A 17,576-nucleotide genomic window follows, 5' to 3' on the forward strand; every position below is an offset into this window, starting at 1 on the left:
AACCGTATTGACATTATAATCTTCTGATCATAAAATAATAACATACCGTTCGATAAGAAAAGAGGTAGTTATGATGGCTCGACAACGCGAATTTGATGAGGAAAAGGCATTGGATGCAGCGATGCACGTATTTTGGGAAAAGGGGTTCGAGGCTACCTCTTTAAGTGATTTAACATCGAGAATGGGCATTCAGCGGCCAAGCATTTACGCAGCTTTTGGAGATAAAAAAGGCTTATTTGAAGCTGCGCTGCGAAAATATACAAGTTCCCATGCAGCCTATGTTCGCGCTAATCTTCAAACCAATTCATCGGTTAAAGAGGCATTCCGTGCCTTTTTTGAACATATGGTGGAAAAAGAATATGAAAATAGTCCAAGCTGGGGATGCTTCTGCATTAATTCGATGGTGGAGCTTTCACCTCATGATGAGAAATTTGAAATCCTAACCAGAGAGCATCAGATGTATCTTTCGGTCATCTTTCAGGAGACGATTGAACGAGGTTTGCGCTCGGGTGAGCTTGATGCCGGAATTAACGCAAAGGGCTTGGCACAGACATTAGTGGTGTCGTTAATAGGACTTACTGTCATCATGAAATCTCGTCCGGAACGCTCCTTTGTTGATAATTCCGTGAAAGGAACGCTTTCATTGCTGGGGTAGGTTCAGAGCGCAAACTTATCCGGTACAGCCTGAATCAGAGCACTGCTCTATTAGCCAAATATATTGAAAATACAAAAAGAGAAGCCTCTTGCTTAAGAGAGGGGCTTCTCTTTTCTCTTGTTGTCGAGAAATTTGCTGCGGACGGTTTTTACGGTGGTTCCGGTCATTTTAGCAACTTCACCAATGGCATATGTTTTGTCCAAATCTTTACACCCTCTTACTCCCCTTGAAATACTTTGGTTTGAAGCACATCCAGTGCCCGTTCGATGTCTTCCAGTTCTTCTGCGGAAACATGCTTGATCCGTTCCAGAAAACGCCCGCCTATACGTTGAAAAGCCACGTCCATCATGGTCTGTCCTGCTTCGGAGAGCCGGATTAATTGCTTGCGTCGATCTTCTGCAACGTCAAATTTTTCACATAGATTTTTTTCGGTTAATTTCTTAAGCTCTCGGCTCGTATTCGGCATGGAAATATGCATACAGTCGCTAATTTGGCTTAGGGTAACGGGCTGGCTGACTGCGATATACTCCAGAATGCTATATTGTACGGGCGTAATGTCGTCCGGCTTGATATCCTTGGTTAATTCATGCGTCACTTCATGCAAGGCCGTTGTAAAGGTCACGAATTTTTGAAATAGCGCTGCTCTGTCCATAACAATCACCTCTTATTGAAACAATAACAAACTAATTATCAACATACAATTATCATTTGACAACTAAAAAGAGGGTGTGATACCATTTGGTTATCAAATGATAAGTAATGGGGTGGAGCAATGAACGTTTTGACGATTTATACGCATCCGAATCATCGGAGTCTAAGTTATGCATTTTTGCAGAAAGTCATCCTAGGGAGCAGCGAGAACGCGCATATCACGGAGGTCCAGGTGCTTGATTTATATGAAGAGGGCTTTGATCCGGTTCTGGTCTTTAACGAGAACAAACGGAGAAGGGATATGCATATCGATCCTAAGCTAGAGAAGTATCGTGAACAAATCCGTTGGGCGGACAAGATCGTGTTCGTGTATCCGATTTGGTGGGGGCGGCCTCCCGCGATGCTATTGGGGTATATCGACCAGATGTTTGCATCGAATTTTGCCTATCGAGACAATGGTGGTCTGCTACCAGAGGGGCTGCTGAAAGGGAAATCCGCGGTTTGTATATCCACCATGAAAGGGCCTGCCCTCTATCCTTTATATTGGTTGGGTAATGCACATAAAATTCTCATGAGAAAAGCGCTGCTTCAATACGTGGGCATCCGCAAAGTAAAGTTTTTCGAATTTGGGAGCATGGAGAGTCCGAAAGGCAGACACGAGAAGAAATTGAATCAGGTTTATCAGTATTTTAAAGCGATAGCCCAATAACACGCATCGAACAGAAAAAAGCAATGCTCATCACGAACATTGCTTTTATGGGCATCAACCCATCGATTGACTTATTTGGTGTAGTTATCAAAATATCCTTGAATAAAGATAATCGGCGTACCTTTATCCCCGCTGCCTGAAGTTAAATCGGACAGAGAACCAATCAGATCCGTAAGTCTTCGCGGCGTTGTTCCTTGCGATTCCATCGAACCTACAAGATCGGATTCTTTATGATCAATGAATTGGGCGATGGCTTGTTGAAGTTCTTCGCCTCTTAAATCCGCAAAGTTGTTATCCGCCAAATACTTCAATTTGATTTCATTCGGCGTGCCGTTCAGGCCGGAAGTATAAGCCGGGGATACGACTGGATCCGCCAGCTCCCAGATTTGACCTACTGGGTCTTTAAATGCGCCATCTCCGTAGATCATCACTTCAACCTGTTTGCCTGTCTTCTCTTGAAGCATACGTTGGATATTATCTACGACAGGTTGGCAGTTACGCGGGAATAGCTTTACGGTATTTTCCGTTGCTTTGTTGGATCCGAGTAAACCGTAAGCCTCATTACAACCGCTGCCATCTATGGATTCCGACAAGATGTTGTCAAGGCTATAAATTTTGTCTCCGCCATTCGCTTTTAAGATTTTCTTCGTTCTGAATCGGGTGTGAATATCGCAAGTGAGCACATTTTTCGTGTAATCCAAAATGGTTTTGGGATTATTGGAGAAGAGGACTTCACATTCAACACCGTACTCTTCAATCAACGATTTATAGTAATCAATATAATCGACACCCGTAAACGGATGTTTGTTATGTCCGAAATAACCGCGGAATTGCTCTTCTGTGAGTACGTCCGTCCAAGGATTCACGCCTTTTTCATCCAGCATGTCGATGTCTACCAAGTGATTGCCCACTTCATCCGAGGGGTAGCTGAGCATGAGGACGATTTTCTTAGCGCCCTTTGCAATACCGCGTAGACAGATGGCGAACCGATTCCGGCTTAAGATCGGGAAGATCACGCCAAGTGTTTCATCACCGAATTTTGCACGAATATCTGTTGCTATATGATCGATCGTTGCATAATTGCCTTGAGCCCGAGCAACGATGGATTCCGTTACCGTCACAATATCTTTGTCATGGAGATGAAACCCCTCGACTTCTGCTGCTTTTAGCACACTATCTACGACGATCTCTTCTATATTGTCCCCTTGGTTGATGATCGGGCAACGAAGACCTCTAACAACTGTTCCAACTACTCTTTCCAATATTATCGCTCCTTATCACAAAATACTCCATAATATCTCCTTTAACTATACAGCGATTCAGAGCCATAAGTAAAATTAATATAGATAATAGTAAACATAAACAGTGTTAATATAAGCTTCTTAATTGCTCCTTTTTGAAACTGAAAAAATAGGTGTTGAATGTCCCGTTAGGGGAGGTTTTATACTTTGGTTCAGCAAGCAGCTGGAACAGAAAAAGAGGAGGTTTTATCGTTATGAGGTCTTTAGAAATAGTGTCTACAATCTTGAATATTCTATTACTGGGTTGGTTGATATTCGCTAAGAACAAATCGCAGCGAGGACTGATCATGGGTACCGGAATTTCAGCCCTATTCGTGCTGCTTCATGGACTCATTGAAGGGTTGCGGTGGCAGATGATTCCGGTCTATGGGATGACGCTGGTCCCCGTCGTTATCTTCGCAGTAAGACATTTTTCCAAACCGAAGGAAGTAAAAAAGAAAGTATCCCGATTAAGGTTGATTCTAATTACGACGCTGGCCGTCCTATATTCATTCATCGCCGTGGCTCTGCCTCTCCTGCTGCCGGTATTTACGTTTGAAAAGCCGACGGGCCCCTACAAAATAGGCACGGTATCCTATGCTTGGAAAGATGATCAACGAGAGGAACTCCATACGCCCGAACCCGGCGACAAGCGTGAATTGATGATACAGATATGGTATCCGGCGAGTTCAACGGCCAAGGGAAAGAAAGCACCTTATGTTTCTCACCCCGATGTTTTTGCAGATGGATATAGCAAAGCGTTGCATATGCCTAAGCTATTATTTACAAGCATTGGGTTTGCCAAAACGCACGCGATCGAGGCGGCAGAGTTATCCGATCAGGAATCCACCTATCCCGTGCTCATTTTTTCGCATTCGTTAAACGGGACGAAGAACCAAAACACGTTTGAGGTCGAACAATTAGCCAGTCATGGTTATATCGTTGTAGGTATTGATCATACCTACCGTAGTACGATATCGGTGTTCCCTGATGGCCGTGCCGTACAATTTGTTCCCCAAGAAAGCAATACAATCGACTATCTAGATCAAATAAACGAAGAATGGGTGGAAGATGCGAAGTTTGTGCTCGATCAAGTCGAGAAGCTCGCCAAGAACGATCCAGACCATCGTTTTACGGATCGCATGGATTTGGAGCGTATCGGCATGTTTGGTCATTCCTTCGGTGGGGCAACAACGACGCAAATGTTAATGACGGATTCCAGAATTAAAGCCGCGATCAATATGGACGGCGGACTCTACGGCAAACTTCGGATTCCGGCAGACGGATTGAAGAAGCCATTCCTGATGATGAGTGCAGATGACACGCTATCGGGTACAGAGCATATGAGCGATGCGTATATTGCTTCTCAGGGTACGACACGAGCGGAGTTAACCCAGTTTTTTGAGGACACTTTTGCTCGGCAAACGTCAGTAGCCATGGGCGGCAACTACTGGATGAAAATTAAAAACATGAAACATATGGGTTTTTCCGACATGTATTTAATTTCACCGTTGTTCGAAAAGTCGGAGGGCGTGGATGTACACCGTGTCCATCAGTTGATTAACGATTACTCGCTGGATTTCTTTGACCATTATTTAAAGCAAGAGCCGTTAAAATTGTTAGACCAAAATATCGGTGACCATCCTGGATTTTCATTACAGAAAGGTTGATACCGAACTTCAAATGATGTTGCATGAGAAGTTGAGGGCGATGAGCCCTCGACTTTTCGTATTGGCTTACAGCTGTTTCAGCTTCCACTGTATGCCTTGAAGCAGTAACTCGTTTCCTTTAGCGAACAAGCGGTATTTGGGGCTCAAGATGGAACATAGCGTATTGAACCGTTCGATTCGTTCTGTTCTAGGATGCTGCGAATATGCGGCAAAGTAGCGGAAAAAATCCGCTTGGTTGGCCGATTGCCCGGAACTTGCATACAGCATGGCCGTATCCTCGACAATGGCTTGTACGAAGGGACTATCGGCAGAGCGTTTGTGCTCCAAAGCCGTATTTAATCGTTCGTGAATTTCCTCGAGCTTCTTGACCCATCTTGCAGCATCATAATGAGGTTGATGAACCATGTTGAAAAATAGAAACTCATCGTTCTTAAGGTCCGATATAAACTGAGGGTCGTTCATGAGTTCCTGCAATTCATGCCAAGCGACCGTTTGTTTGGCGGATATTTTGACTTGATTGATAATATGTTTGTTAAAGTTATAAAGAAATGATCTTCTCCATTCCGCCGGAATCCCATCCAGAAATTTGGATTCTTCCACTTTATCAAGGATAAATTGATTGCGCTTCTCGGTATTGATGGCCCGTGTGGTCACCAGGTCATAGATATAATGCAAGGAATCCTCTTCATGCTCCTTCGCTTGCCGCAAAATCGATAGCATATCCGCGAGTGTGCTCATCTGTGTCTCGATGGATTCAATCTGCCAGTCGAGTGCTTTCCCCAGCGGTATTTCTCCAGAGATCATCTGTTTAATCTCATCGATCCCAAAATCCAAATATCGCAGGGTTGTAATCAGCTCTAAGCGCCATAGATCTGTCGATGTGTACAGCCGATGTCCGCCCTCGGTATATCCTGTGGGTCTAAGCAATCCGATCGTGTCATAGTAACGGACGGTTTTGATGGTGGTTCCGGTCATTTTCGCGGCTTCCCCAATGGAATATGTCTTGTCCAAATGATTACACCCCCTATTTGCATTATACTAGTTAGTCCATTCATTTTTAGAGGAATGTTCATTTCTGTACTTATTCGGGCTGTATTTCTGGGATTGACAGAATTATGCATTGTTTGTTTTGATGTAAATTACACAGGGCTTATCCTAGCCGGGATGCAATGAAACGTACGGGAATTATAGAAATGAAGGGGGTAGTCAAGTTGTATCATATTGTGGTAGCCGAAGACGAGCATTGGCTTCGCAGCGAATTGACGGAGATGATTGAGCGGATCGGCGGCGGTTTTACTGTAATAGGGGAAGCTGTCGACGGTGAGGATGCCTGGAACATGCTGCATGAGTTATGGCCGTCTATTTTGATAACGGATATTCGAATGCCTCGTAAGGATGGGATGGAGCTGCTGCGTAATATGGACGACGCAGGTTTACCGATTGTCTCCATCATTATTAGCGGATATGACGAGTTTGACTATGCCCGCCAGGCCGTTCGATACGGCGTGTCGGAATATTTGCTGAAGCCGGTGATGCAGGACGAACTGAAGGAAGCACTCCTGAAATCAAGAGATCGATTGGAGCTTTTCAAAGAGCTGAACGGATGCTTCAAATTCATTAACGCCTTTATGGAACGTTTGCCGCAATCGGCTGCAAAAGAACGAAATACGGAGCTCAACACGGTGATTCAAGAAATATGGAGGGCGCAAACGGTCTTTCCGAAGTCGCGAAAATCTGCTCTGACGGCGTTCGAAGGCAAGCTGACAGCGTTGATACTGGGAATGGACGCAGATTACATACCGTCGGAATCACCCGATTGGAACAATAAGGAGGCTGTCACAGGATACTTTCGAGCGATGCTGGAGGTATGGTCTTTCAAGTCGCGTGCTGTTTCCGGCCAGGAAGTACGACAGGTGATCCGCAAAGCTTGCGAATATATCGAAAACCATTATATGCAACCGCTTACATTGGTGAAGGTAGCCGGGCAAGCCAACTTAAGCCCATCCTATTTCGGCCATTTGTTCAAGCAATTTACGGGCCAGTCCTTTATCGGTTATCTGAACGGGGTCCGCATTCGAAAAGCGAAGGTGTTATTGATGGAAGAAGACATCAAGGTGTATGAAGCGGCGGAAATGGTGGGATTTATATCGCTTCCTCATTTTAACCGAATGTTCAAGACGATTGCAGGCATGACGCCAAACGACTATCGCAAAGGAATGGGATTCTGACTTGAAAATACACTATTTGCATTCGATCAAATCCAGAATGACGGTTGGTTTTCTGGCCGTCAATCTGATGTCTCTCGCCCTTGCTCTTTCGATCGCCAGTCACCTGTTCAACAATGTGGCCGCCAATGACTTCATGCGCTTATCGGGCGATGTTGCTTCGAGATTTAATTACGACATGGATTCCTATATCGAACGATTGATGGAGTCCACGGCTGGTATCGCGGCGAGCCCGGAAGTTCAAGCTTATCTGAAAAAAGAGAACTCATCGGTCGAAGAAACAGAGGCAATCGAGAGCGAGCTGCAAAAGTTCGCAGCGACCGATCGTCCCGAACTCGCGGGCATGTTCCTCATGTCCAAACAGAGCCGCATGATCTCGATTTTTAGCTATTATTATTCACAATCGGGATTTTACTCTAACGAGCCGTGGTTCTCGCTCCCTTTTCAATCCGCACCGCAAATCATTCCAACGCACTACACTAATTATCCGGATCAAACCAAATATGCGGTATTCTCCGTCGTCCTTCCGATTTACGATATCGATACGATTGAGATCATCGGTCGGCTGGTGTTGGACATCATTCCGAAGCGGGTGATCGAAACGTTCGGTAAAGTCGGGGTGGGCGAAAGAGGATATCCGCTCGTTGTGTCTTCCGACGATATCGTGGTCTATCACCCGAACGATACTTACGTCGGAAAACCCCGGTCAAAGACGCCATTATCGTCTATCCGGTTGGCAGCGGACGCTAGCGCCGCATACAAGCAAGCGTGGGGCGGAGAGTCGTGGCTCGTCTCCGTCAATCAATCGAATCGCATGAAATGGAACATCGTCTCCATCGTGCCCTCTTCCGAAATGGAGGCAGGGTTAAAAGCCGTGCGCAACGCGATATATGCCTCATTCTTTATCGTTACGCTCATTATTATGGCAGCCGTTCCGCTGCTCACGCATCAATTCGTCAAACGGATCACGGGATTGAAAAATATGATGGCGAGGGTATCGAGGGGCGACTTACGGGTGCGTGCCAAAATTGAGAAGCGGCAGGATGAGTTCCAATATCTCCATCTCGGCTTTAACAATATGGTCTCGCGGTTGCAACAGCTTCTGGACGAGGTGTATGAGTTGCAGATGAAAGAAATGCGTCTTGAGCTGCGTCAGAAAGAAGCGTTAATTCATGCGCTGCAAAATCAGATCAATCCCCATTTGCTCTATAACACGCTGGGCATCATCAAGAGCATGGCGTTCTTCGAAAACGTGCCAAAGATCGAGCTGATGGCTCGAAACCTTGCGGATGTGTACCGCTATACCGCAAGGTTCGAGCAAGAAGAAGTAACGCTGCGGCAAGAATTGGATATTATGACCAAATATTTCGAAATTATTCATTTGCGCTTCCCCGCGACGTTCAACTGTTCCGTACTCATTCACACACGATTCCACGACTGCCTGTGCATGAAGCTAACGCTGCAGCCGATCGTGGAAAACGCGGTGAAATATGCTATTGAGCCGCATGGAGGAGACGGCACGATTATTGTGAGCGCTTTTGAGGACGGCGAAGCTTTGGTTATTGAAATCGCCGATAATGGCAAAGGAATTGATGAAGCGCAATTGGAAGAGATTCACCGGATGCTGGAACAAGCAACCTCCATACGGCATGAAGATGCGGTCCCTCACCCCCATCGTTCGCTCGGGCTTGCGAATGTCCATGCCCGCTTGGTGCTCAAATATGGCGAGAAGTATGGCATCCGTATCGACTCTTTTATTGGCAAAGGGACCGTGGTATCGGTACGAATTCCATTGCGGACAGACAAGCCCATTCAACTTCGTGGAAATGAGTCGGAGATCGTGAATTTGGATAAGGCGCCTTGAGTCTTGCTCTTTTATACTGGGTGAGAACATACACCGCACTCAAGGGGGATACAAAATGAAAAAGTTATTTATGGCTTTACTGGCCGTTGCTTTGTTCCTAGTAGGTGTTATCGGCTGCGGAGACAAGGCAAACGAAGGAGAGAAGCAGGCGAATGGAGTGATCCAACAACCGGGCTCGGCGGATAAAGGCATGTCGGAGAAGCTGGACATCACGATGATGGTCAGCACAGCGGCGGGCGGCGGGTGGTCAGATGATCATCCCATGGTTAAGCTGCTAAACGAGAAGTTCAATATCAATTTGAAATTTCAATGGGTGCCGGGTGACAGCTATAAAGAAAAGCTGAACGTATTGGCTGCATCGAACAATTTTCCGGATGTGTTCCAGATTTGGGATGCTTCCATGTACAGCAAGTGGATGAATAAAGGGGTGTTTTTGGATTTAGAGCCACTTTTGAAAGATTATCCGAACATTATGAACAATGTGCCGAATGAAGCTATGAAGATGATGAATCCAAAGGGAAAGGTTTATGGACTACCTATGTATGCGCCGGCATTTCGGAGCAATCTGGCGATCCGGCAAGACTGGCTGGATAAGCTGAGTCTGCAAATGCCGACGACGGTAGACCAGTTCTATGATACGGCTAAGGCGTTCGTGGAACAAGATCCCGACGGCAACGGAAAGAAGGATACCATTGGTTTTAGCATGTCCGTAGGCACCACCTCCATCGGTGGGATAGATTACTTGAAAGGCGCGTTCGGACTGGCAAACAATTGGAAGCTGGAGGACGGCAAGCTTGTTCCTCAGCAGGTTCAGGCGACCGAGTGGAAGGCACTGGCTGAATTTCTGCATAAAGCGTATGTAGAGGGTGTGTTGGACAAAGACTTCCCGGTCAATAAAGATCGTGATCCATGGAATAAATTAGAGGCTAACACGTTAGGAATGGCCGAGGTCAACCCGAACGAAGTATACACCCAATCGCTGCCGACGCTGCAGAAGCTTGCACCGACGGCGGATATCGTACAGTTGGATCCGCCGAAGGGATCGACGGGGCTGCAATTCGCCAATACGGTGACGAGTACGGCGAAAATCGTTTTAAATAGCAAGTTGGAAGAGAAGAAGCAACAGCGTGTTCTGCAAGTGCTCGATTATATTTTCTCGGACGAAGGATTTATTCTGACGAAGAACGGAATTGAGGGCGTTCACTATCAGAAGGACGGGGATAAATACGTAAAGCTGGATAAATTCGATACAGATCGACCGCAAATATTATCCACCTGGTTCATACGTCGTTTTGACCCGGGCATTCAGATCCGACTGTGGGACAGTAAAGAATATGCAGACAAAGTCATGGCCTGGTTCAATAACACGGAGAAGTACCGTTGGACCGATCCGGCCGCGGGGCTAGTATCCGAGACGGCATCCAAGCTTGGTGCCCAAATCGATCAGAAGCTGGTGACCGCTATCGTGAATGTGATTGTCGGCAGGGAGCCGATCGAATCCATCGATCAAGCGATCCAAGCTTGGAGAACCGGCGGAGGCGATAAGATTATCGAGGAGACGAATGCGATCTACGCCGAATTGAACTAAGCCGTTGAGCTGAAGGCTCATACAAGTTGAGGGGGATGGCCGGCCATGGCCGATACGAAAAAGCTTCTCCGCAGAGGAATTCCAATGTACATCATGATTTTGCCCGGTCTGTTGTACTTTCTCTTGTTCCGTTACTTGCCGATGGGCGCGATTGTTATCGCTTTTCAGAATTATGATCCATTTAATGGTTTCATGCATAGCGAATGGGTGGGACTGGACCATTTTGCAAGGTTGTTTGGCGAAGCGGATTTCTGGCGGTTGCTTAAAAATACTTTGATTTTGAGTGCCATGAACTTGTTTTTGTTCTTCCCTGCGCCGATTGTTCTAGCACTGATGCTGAATGAAGCACGGGTTCGGGCGTTCCGCAAGACCGTTCAAACGATTACCTATATGCCGCATTTTCTATCCTGGGTCGTGGTGGTAGGCATCTCCGTGCTGCTGTTCGCCACCCAGGAGGGTGCGGTGAACAAACTATTCGTCTCCCTGGGATGGGATCGGATCGAGTTATTGACGAACCCCGATTACTTCCGACCATTGTATACGTTCATGAACATCTGGAAGGAATCGGGCTGGAGCGCAATCATCTTCCTCGCGACGCTGGCATCAGTCGATCCAACGCTTTACGAAGCGGCTGTCATGGATGGGGCAAGCCGATGGAAGCAGATGCTGCACGTCAGCCTGCCCGCCCTCAAGCATGTCATTCTGATTATGTTCATCTTGCGGCTGGGTCAGACGATGGATACCGGATTCGAGCAAGTACTGCTCATGCAGAACACGCTTAACATAGATGTTTCGGACGTGTTCGATACCTATGTGTACCGCGTGGGCATCTTATCGGCCGAGTATAGCTACACGACGGCTGTTGGTCTGTTCAAATCCGTTGTTGGGCTATTGCTCATCATCGGGGCGAACAGCTTCGCCAAACGCAAGGGAGAAGAGGGTGTTTACTAATGAAGACGACGGGAACGGATCGCATCTTTACAGGTACGGTCTATACGATCTTAATTGTGTGCTCGTTAGTCGTATTGTTGCCTTTCTTATATGTCGTGCTGGTTTCTTTTGCCACCAAGCATGAGGTGTTGTCGCGCGGTTTCTTTTTGTTCCCGAAGGAGTGGACGCTGAATTCGTATCAATTCCTGTTCCGCGAGCACAACTTCCTTAAGGCATTTCAGAACTCGCTATGGATCACTTTCGTTGGAACGGTTATCAATATGATCTTGACCAGCCTCATGGCGTATGCGCTTGCCAAGCGATGGCTGGTCGGTAGGAAGACGATTAACCTGCTCGTATTGATCACGATGTTATTCAACGGCGGCATCATTTCGACGTATTTGGTCGTTAACGGCCTGCATCTGCTTGACACTTACTGGTCGATCTGGTTAACGGGGGCCATTGCTCCGTTCCATTTAATCGTCATGCGCAGCTTCTTCCAGAGCTTTCCGATCGAGCTGGAGGAGTCGTCGCGGATGGATGGCTGCGGGGAGCTGCGACTGTTCTGGAACATCGTCGTACCGCTGTCGATGCCGGCCATTGCCACCTTCACGCTGTTCTACATGGTGCAGAATTGGAATACGTTTTTCAATGCGCTTATCTATATCAACGATTCCGACAAATGGCCGCTTCAAGTATATTTGAGGCAAATGTTGATCGAAGCGGCCGATTCTTCGATGTCGCTTGATATCGAGGGCTTCGAGTACGGGCCGCCGGTGAAGATGGCGACGGTCATCGTGACCGCAGTGCCGCTACTCATTGTGTATCCGTTCTTGCAAAAGTATTTCAATAAAGGGATGCTGCTCGGTTCTGTGAAAGGATAGCGGGCAGCGGACCGAACGCTGTGTCTATCCACATCAGAGGGGAGACAAGAAGACGAAAAAAGCCCGAGCGGAGGGCTTTTTCTTTTTTTACACCGTCACCCATCGGGAACTAGGCGAATATCCTGCTTATGCTAAGAAAGTAAAGGAGGATTCGCCGTGATTCCATACTATCCCTATTTCGGCTACGAGACGCGATGCCAGCAGGTGCCAATTACGTTTCCGCCACAACATCAGGACGTACAGCCCGGGTTGGAGTATGTCATGAACCCACTCCCGATATCCGATAATCCCGATTACAAGGGAAGCGGTAAGTTGGAGGGGAAGATCGCTATTATTACCGGAGGAGACAGCGGAATCGGCCGTGCCGTCGCCATTGGCTTCGCCAAAGAGGGAGCAGATGTGGCGATCGTCTACTTGTATGAGCGAGAGGATGCCGAAGCAACGAAGCAGATAGTAGAGCGCTACGGACGCCGATGCCTGGTAATTGAAGGTGATTTGCGAGATCCGGCATTTTCCGCGGAGACGGTCAGAAGAACGTTGGAATGTTACGGTAAATTGGACGTTCTCGTATTGAATCAAGGCGTTCAGTTTCCGCAGGAGAGCATCATGGACATTTCCGACGAACAGTTAGAGAATACGTACCGCACGAATATTTTTCCGCATTTCTATATGACGAAGGCCGCGCTCCCGCACTTGAAGCCAGGAAGTACCATCATATCGACGGCATCTGTGACTGCTTATGCTGGCGCTCCCTTACTAGTCGACTATTCCTCGACCAAAGGGGCAATCGTATCCTTCACAAGATCCTTGTCGCTCCAGCTCGTAAGCAAGGGTATTCGTGTCAATGCGGTGGCACCGGGCCCGATATGGACGCCGCTCATCGTGTCCAGCTATTCGGCTGAATATGTAAAGACGTTCGGTCTAGAAACCCCGATGAAACGCGCTGGACAGCCGTTCGAGCTCGCGCCGACCTACATTTATTTGGCGTCTGAAGATTCTTCCTTCGTCTCAGGACAAGTGCTTCATGTCAACGGTGGCATTATCACGGAAACTTGAACGGGAGTCCCCAATATAACATCGAATGCAATTGCAGCTTGACCTTGCAGTATACTTCAACGTTTATACTTTGCCTAAAATCAATTGCGGTTCTGCATGACAGAGAATCGTGATAAAGTTGGAGGTATTTGTATCATGAGAACGTTAGAAATCATTCTGGTCCTGGTTACGTTAGCCGCAATGGGAGGAATTCTCTTCGTAAAAAGAGATCGGCGGCTAGATGTGGCGATGTTATTATCGGTTGCTCTAGTTGTCGCTTTGCATGGCATCATCGATCATTTCCGCATACAGATGGTTCCGGCCTACGCTGTGGCTCTGGGACTGATCGTTGTATTCATCGTCAGACTGGCTAAGCCTCACAGCGATGTTCGGTCTAAATCTCCACTTAAAAAGAGCTTGCTATCCATACTCGTGTTGGCTGTCACGGGCACAGCGGTGTATTCCAGCATGTTGCTGCCCGTCTTCTCTATGCCTGAACCGACGGGGAAGTATGGAATTGGCACCGTATCTCGCCAGCTTACAGATGAAGCCCGTGGCGAAACTTACAGTGCTGACCCGAACGACAAGCGGGAGCTTATGGTGAATATCTGGTATCCAGTTGACCGGAACAAGGTCGAAGGACAGCCACGGGAGCACTACCCTTCTTCCCTAGGGGAAGCCATCAGTCTGGTCTTCGGTATCCCGAAGCAGATATTCAGTCATGTAACGAATATCCCCACGCATGTTGTTGACGGGGCGGAGTTATCTACGAATGAAGCGAAGTATCCCGTATTGGTGTTCTCGCCCGGTGTCCGTTCGACCCGGTTCCAGAGTATGACTGCCATCGAGGAGCTGGTAAGTCACGGGTATATTGTTGTAGGTATGGATCATCCATACACTTCGGCCAAGGTTACGTTCCCTGACGGTCGAGCTGTGATCTATGAACCGGAACCTCAGTTTCCGACATCAGCAGAGCTCTATGAGAACAACATCAAGGGAGTTGCCATTCGTGCGGCAGATGCGCGGTTCGTACTCGACACGCTTGCGGAATGGAACGTGGAGGACCCGGACCATCGATTCGAAGGTAAACTGGATCTGGATCGTGTCGGCATATTCGGGCACTCCTATGGCGGGGCGACGACGGTAGAAGCGATGGCATTGGACAAGCGATTCAAGGCAGGTGTCAGTCTGGAAGGCGGATTCTGGGGGAGTGTTGCCCATACGGGATTGCAGCAGCCGTTCATGTATATGATGACAGGCGGCACCGCGAAGAGTTTGGATCCATCGACGGAGAAGAAGGACAAGGTGTTCTACAAGGAGTTTGCTCCTGATCTGGAATCGGTAATGACGAAGAGTACGAATGACACCTACTATTTGATCGTTGACCATTTGATCCATCAGAGCTTCACAGATATTGCGCTGTTGTCGCCATCGTTGTTTGCTAAGCAGATCGACCCGGTGCATAATATCGATATCACTAGATCTTATGTGAGAGCCTTTTTCGATCAATATCTAAAAGGAGAAAAGCAGCCGCTTCTGGATGGCCCGTCTTCCGCATATCCCGAGGTGAAGTTTGATGCTGCGTATACGAAAAAAAGATAATCAGAATAAATCATGAATAATAATGACCGTAAAATGATGGGGGTGCAGGCATGGAAGGAATGACACGCGGTGAACTAGCCAAACGTACCGGAGTTAGCATGGCAGCCATTCGTTATTACGAGGAGAGCGGTGTCCTGCCTGCTACCCAACGTGTGGCGAATGGGTACCGTATCTATACGGATGACTATCTGGTGAAACTTAAGTTTATCCAGGATGCCAAGTCATTAGGTTATTCGCTCAAGGAAATCCGGGAGGCGCTGCACATGCTCAGTCGAGAAATGGATGCAGAGACCTTAAAGGGCTACGTACGCGATAAAATTAACGAAATTAATGAGAGAATCAACACGCTGCAGGCTATGCAAACGATGCTGGCTGGCTTGCTGCAGACCCCGCAAGAGGCCATTCACAACTATTTGCAATCGTTCCGACACTTGGACGAGGGGTGAGGGGTATAACCGCAGATCATTATACTTGGTAAAGACGCTGGAGCTGATGTTCTTCAGTGTCTTTTTTTAGATTCTCTAATCGATGAGAATCATCTTGATCTTTGCATAACGTCCCTTCAGAATTCATTCGGTGCGATTTCTTGGCTGATGCATTTGAATATGGGATAGCTACACTAATCATCATAATTGCTGCTGTCGCAATAGATATCCCCTTCAATTTTTTGATGATTTTCATCACAACATCTCCTTGTATTGGGGTTATATGGGATAATAACCACATTAAGATCATACTTTTAATAATTTGGAGGAAGTTGTATGAAAAATAAGCCTTTTAGGTATTTAATAGTCTCAATCGTTCTGATATTTTTATCTCTAGGTCAATTATTAATGCAATTACGTCCAAATGATTTTTTAACGGATTCCGAGAGAATAACTCGTGATAATCAAGCATGGTTATTTTTCTCAATAGAGATGGTTGTATTAATATTTCTATTAATTATGTCAATTGCGGGAATTATCAAGAATAACAATAAATCAGATATGGGAAAAAAAGACGTTAGTGATAAATAGAGCAATAACCCTATTCGTTGCGCTAATCTTGAGAGCTGCTAGCAGCTCTTTTTTTATTTATTTAAATTTGTTTCAAAAGCTGACCAAGCTCTTTATGCATCGAAAGAGCAGGGGAGAAACCAGGTTACGCATTTCATGGACTTGAACAATGAGCATCTTTAGATAAGGAGCTTTTTTTGCTATCGGAATAATGAAACCAAATGAGTTCAGAGGGAACCATTCGGTCGTTGGGGCTGCGTATCTTCGGACAAATAGGATGGAATGTGGTAAAATGCTCGGGAGGCAGGCACTTTGAAGAAAGTGGTTGACCTTCCGAGTTTTTGTATGGTGATAAGCTAAAATGGACAAAAAGCAGATGGAGGAACTTATTGAATGAGTGTTTTACCAAATTGCCCGAAATGTAGTTCAGAATATACGTACGAGGACGGAAGCCTTTTGGTGTGCCCGGAATGCGCGCATGAGTGGACTTTAGATGCCGATCACAGCGAGGATACAAAGGTTGTTAAAGATGCGAATGGAAATATCCTGAACGATGGGGATTCCGTCAGCATCATTAAAGATCTTAAGGTAAAAGGAAGTTCATCGGTGCTCAAGATTGGTACCAAGGTCAAAAATATTCGCCTGGTAGACGGCGATCATGATATCGATTGCAAGATTGACGGCTTCGGTGCAATGAAATTAAAATCCGAATTCGTAAAGAAGATATAGTTCACATGTATACGTTGTGAAAATATACAGAAAAGGGTTGCCCGCAAGTCATGACAGATCATGGCATTGGGGCAACCCTTTTTGCTATACAATCAATCCATCTTTCATCGTAATGATGTGATCTGCATAGGACAGCATTTCTTCATCATGGGTGACCATTAAGGTTGTGATGTTCAATGTTTTGGTCAGATCCCGAATGAGCGTCATCACATCTCTGGAACGCTTCGAGTCGAGACTTGCCGTCGGCTCATCCGCGAATAGAATTTTGGGTCTATGGATGATGGCGCGGGCAATGGCAACGCGTTGTTTTTCACCGCCGGATAAGGAAGAAGGATAAGCATCTTTGCGGTGATTCATATCAACCATGTTGAGGATCTTGGTGACTTCTGCTTGTTGTTCTCGCTTGGTCATTTTGGATTCCGAGACGTCAAGCATGAGCATGAGTTGGTCTTCTACGGTAAGGAATGGGACGAGATGGGCCGATTGAAATACAAAGCCGAATTTACTTGCTCGTATTTTTCGAATCTCCTCCTGCGTCATCGCGATCAAGTTGTTTCCTTCGAATTGCACCTGCCCGTCGGAAGCGCGTTGAAGGCCGGCGGCGATGGTAAGCAGCGTGCTTTTGCCGGAACCGGAAGCACCCACGAGAGCCGTGAGCTCTCCTTCCTGCAGGGTAAGGTTGATCCCGTTCAATACTTGCTCCTCAACTTCGCCATTGGTAAATGTTTTGGTTACGTCATGTATTGTGAAGGTTGTCAT

General features: G+C 46.7%; 18 protein-coding genes. 13 read left to right on the plus strand and 5 right to left on the minus strand.

Going from position 1 to position 17,576, the window contains the following annotated elements; translation table 11 throughout:
- Positions 1 to 73 precede the first annotated feature (73 nt).
- A complete protein-coding gene (locus tag BVG16_RS08780; RefSeq protein WP_078498177.1) occupies positions 74 to 655 on the plus strand; it encodes a TetR/AcrR family transcriptional regulator in 582 nt (193 codons plus the stop codon).
- Between the two features lie 217 nt (positions 656 to 872).
- Here BVG16_RS08780 and BVG16_RS08785 read toward each other — a convergent pair whose 3' ends face one another.
- Positions 873 to 1,307, minus strand: a complete 435-nt coding sequence (locus tag BVG16_RS08785) for a MarR family winged helix-turn-helix transcriptional regulator (protein WP_078498178.1) — start codon at positions 1,305 to 1,307, stop codon at positions 873 to 875.
- Between the two features lie 120 nt (positions 1,308 to 1,427).
- Here BVG16_RS08785 and BVG16_RS08790 point away from each other — a divergent pair, with 120 nt between their 5' ends.
- Complete coding sequence (locus BVG16_RS08790; protein WP_078498179.1) at positions 1,428 to 2,015, plus strand: NAD(P)H-dependent oxidoreductase; 588 nt, start codon at positions 1,428 to 1,430, stop codon at positions 2,013 to 2,015.
- Positions 2,016 to 2,086: 71 nt separating this feature from the next.
- Here the strand turns inward: BVG16_RS08790 and BVG16_RS08795 are convergent, their stop codons facing one another.
- Entirely contained in the window at positions 2,087 to 3,277 is a 1,191-nt protein-coding gene (locus tag BVG16_RS08795; protein WP_078498180.1) for a coenzyme F420-0:L-glutamate ligase, read from the minus strand.
- A 233-nt stretch (positions 3,278 to 3,510) separates the two neighbouring features.
- Here BVG16_RS08795 and BVG16_RS08800 point away from each other — a divergent pair, with 233 nt between their 5' ends.
- Positions 3,511 to 4,965, plus strand: coding sequence for an alpha/beta hydrolase (locus BVG16_RS08800; protein ID WP_078498181.1), 1,455 nt, complete (start codon positions 3,511 to 3,513; stop codon positions 4,963 to 4,965).
- Positions 4,966 to 5,031: 66 nt separating this feature from the next.
- Here BVG16_RS08800 and BVG16_RS08805 read toward each other — a convergent pair whose 3' ends face one another.
- Complete coding sequence (locus BVG16_RS08805) at positions 5,032 to 5,976, minus strand: MerR family transcriptional regulator (RefSeq protein ID WP_233146941.1); 945 nt, start codon at positions 5,974 to 5,976, stop codon at positions 5,032 to 5,034.
- Positions 5,977 to 6,176: 200 nt separating this feature from the next.
- Between BVG16_RS08805 and BVG16_RS08810 the strand changes: the two genes are divergently transcribed.
- The 8 genes from BVG16_RS08810 (at position 6,177) to BVG16_RS08845 (ending at position 15,539) form a co-directional block, all read left to right on the plus strand.
- A complete protein-coding gene (locus BVG16_RS08810; protein WP_158081653.1) occupies positions 6,177 to 7,193 on the plus strand; it encodes a response regulator in 1,017 nt (338 codons plus the stop codon).
- A 1-nt stretch (position 7,194) separates the two neighbouring features.
- Positions 7,195 to 9,054, plus strand: coding sequence for a sensor histidine kinase (locus BVG16_RS08815; protein WP_078498183.1), 1,860 nt, complete (start codon positions 7,195 to 7,197; stop codon positions 9,052 to 9,054).
- A 55-nt stretch (positions 9,055 to 9,109) separates the two neighbouring features.
- Positions 9,110 to 10,642, plus strand: a complete 1,533-nt coding sequence (locus BVG16_RS08820; protein ID WP_078498184.1) for an extracellular solute-binding protein — start codon at positions 9,110 to 9,112, stop codon at positions 10,640 to 10,642.
- 45 nt (positions 10,643 to 10,687) lie between these two features.
- Complete coding sequence (locus BVG16_RS08825; RefSeq protein WP_078498185.1) at positions 10,688 to 11,593, plus strand: ABC transporter permease; 906 nt, start codon at positions 10,688 to 10,690, stop codon at positions 11,591 to 11,593.
- Positions 11,593 to 12,456: a carbohydrate ABC transporter permease gene (locus BVG16_RS08830; RefSeq protein WP_078498186.1), complete on the plus strand. Its 864-nt coding sequence runs from the start codon at positions 11,593 to 11,595 to the stop codon at positions 12,454 to 12,456. The genes BVG16_RS08825 and BVG16_RS08830 overlap by 1 nt, the downstream gene beginning before the upstream one ends.
- Positions 12,457 to 12,612: 156 nt before the next feature.
- On the plus strand, positions 12,613 to 13,512 hold the full coding sequence (locus BVG16_RS08835; RefSeq protein ID WP_078498187.1) for an SDR family oxidoreductase: 900 nt from the start codon (positions 12,613 to 12,615) through the stop codon (positions 13,510 to 13,512).
- A gap of 135 nt (positions 13,513 to 13,647) precedes the next feature.
- Complete coding sequence (locus BVG16_RS08840) at positions 13,648 to 15,093, plus strand: alpha/beta hydrolase family protein (protein ID WP_078498188.1); 1,446 nt, start codon at positions 13,648 to 13,650, stop codon at positions 15,091 to 15,093.
- Positions 15,094 to 15,143: 50 nt separating this feature from the next.
- On the plus strand, positions 15,144 to 15,539 hold the full coding sequence (locus tag BVG16_RS08845; protein WP_078498189.1) for a MerR family transcriptional regulator: 396 nt from the start codon (positions 15,144 to 15,146) through the stop codon (positions 15,537 to 15,539).
- Positions 15,540 to 15,558: 19 nt separating this feature from the next.
- On the opposite strand, the gene BVG16_RS08850 is transcribed toward BVG16_RS08845, so the two are convergent.
- Entirely contained in the window at positions 15,559 to 15,774 is a 216-nt protein-coding gene (locus BVG16_RS08850) for a hypothetical protein (RefSeq protein WP_078498190.1), read from the minus strand.
- An 80-nt stretch (positions 15,775 to 15,854) separates the two neighbouring features.
- Between BVG16_RS08850 and BVG16_RS08855 the strand changes: the two genes are divergently transcribed.
- Positions 15,855 to 16,109, plus strand: a complete 255-nt coding sequence (locus BVG16_RS08855) for a hypothetical protein (RefSeq protein WP_078498191.1) — start codon at positions 15,855 to 15,857, stop codon at positions 16,107 to 16,109.
- Between the two features lie 372 nt (positions 16,110 to 16,481).
- Positions 16,482 to 16,817: a zinc ribbon domain-containing protein YjdM gene (locus BVG16_RS08860; protein ID WP_078498192.1), complete on the plus strand. Its 336-nt coding sequence runs from the start codon at positions 16,482 to 16,484 to the stop codon at positions 16,815 to 16,817.
- Positions 16,818 to 16,901: 84 nt separating this feature from the next.
- On the opposite strand, the gene BVG16_RS08865 is transcribed toward BVG16_RS08860, so the two are convergent.
- Complete coding sequence (locus tag BVG16_RS08865; RefSeq protein ID WP_078498193.1) at positions 16,902 to 17,576, minus strand: ABC transporter ATP-binding protein; 675 nt, start codon at positions 17,574 to 17,576, stop codon at positions 16,902 to 16,904.

Source organism: Paenibacillus selenitireducens, assembly GCF_002021565.1.
GTDB classification, from domain to species: Bacteria; Bacillota; Bacilli; order Paenibacillales; family Paenibacillaceae; genus Paenibacillus_K; species Paenibacillus_K selenitireducens.

Coding starts and splice junctions, on each gene's coding strand:
- BVG16_RS08780 (WP_078498177.1), top strand. CDS start 74: ATGGCTCGACAACGCGAATTTGATGAGGAAAAGGCATTGGATGCAGCG.
- BVG16_RS08785 (WP_078498178.1), bottom strand. CDS start 1,307: ATGGACAGAGCAGCGCTATTTCAAAAATTCGTGACCTTTACAACGGCC.
- BVG16_RS08790 (WP_078498179.1), top strand. CDS start 1,428: ATGAACGTTTTGACGATTTATACGCATCCGAATCATCGGAGTCTAAGT.
- BVG16_RS08800 (WP_078498181.1), top strand. CDS start 3,511: ATGAGGTCTTTAGAAATAGTGTCTACAATCTTGAATATTCTATTACTG.
- BVG16_RS08820 (WP_078498184.1), top strand. CDS start 9,110: ATGAAAAAGTTATTTATGGCTTTACTGGCCGTTGCTTTGTTCCTAGTA.
- BVG16_RS08825 (WP_078498185.1), top strand. CDS start 10,688: ATGGCCGATACGAAAAAGCTTCTCCGCAGAGGAATTCCAATGTACATC.
- BVG16_RS08830 (WP_078498186.1), top strand. CDS start 11,593: ATGAAGACGACGGGAACGGATCGCATCTTTACAGGTACGGTCTATACG.
- BVG16_RS08840 (WP_078498188.1), top strand. CDS start 13,648: ATGAGAACGTTAGAAATCATTCTGGTCCTGGTTACGTTAGCCGCAATG.
- BVG16_RS08845 (WP_078498189.1), top strand. CDS start 15,144: ATGGAAGGAATGACACGCGGTGAACTAGCCAAACGTACCGGAGTTAGC.
- BVG16_RS08850 (WP_078498190.1), bottom strand. CDS start 15,774: ATGAAAATCATCAAAAAATTGAAGGGGATATCTATTGCGACAGCAGCA.
- BVG16_RS08855 (WP_078498191.1), top strand. CDS start 15,855: ATGAAAAATAAGCCTTTTAGGTATTTAATAGTCTCAATCGTTCTGATA.
- BVG16_RS08860 (WP_078498192.1), top strand. CDS start 16,482: ATGAGTGTTTTACCAAATTGCCCGAAATGTAGTTCAGAATATACGTAC.
- BVG16_RS08865 (WP_078498193.1), bottom strand. CDS start 17,576: ATGACAACCTTCACAATACATGACGTAACCAAAACATTTACCAATGGC.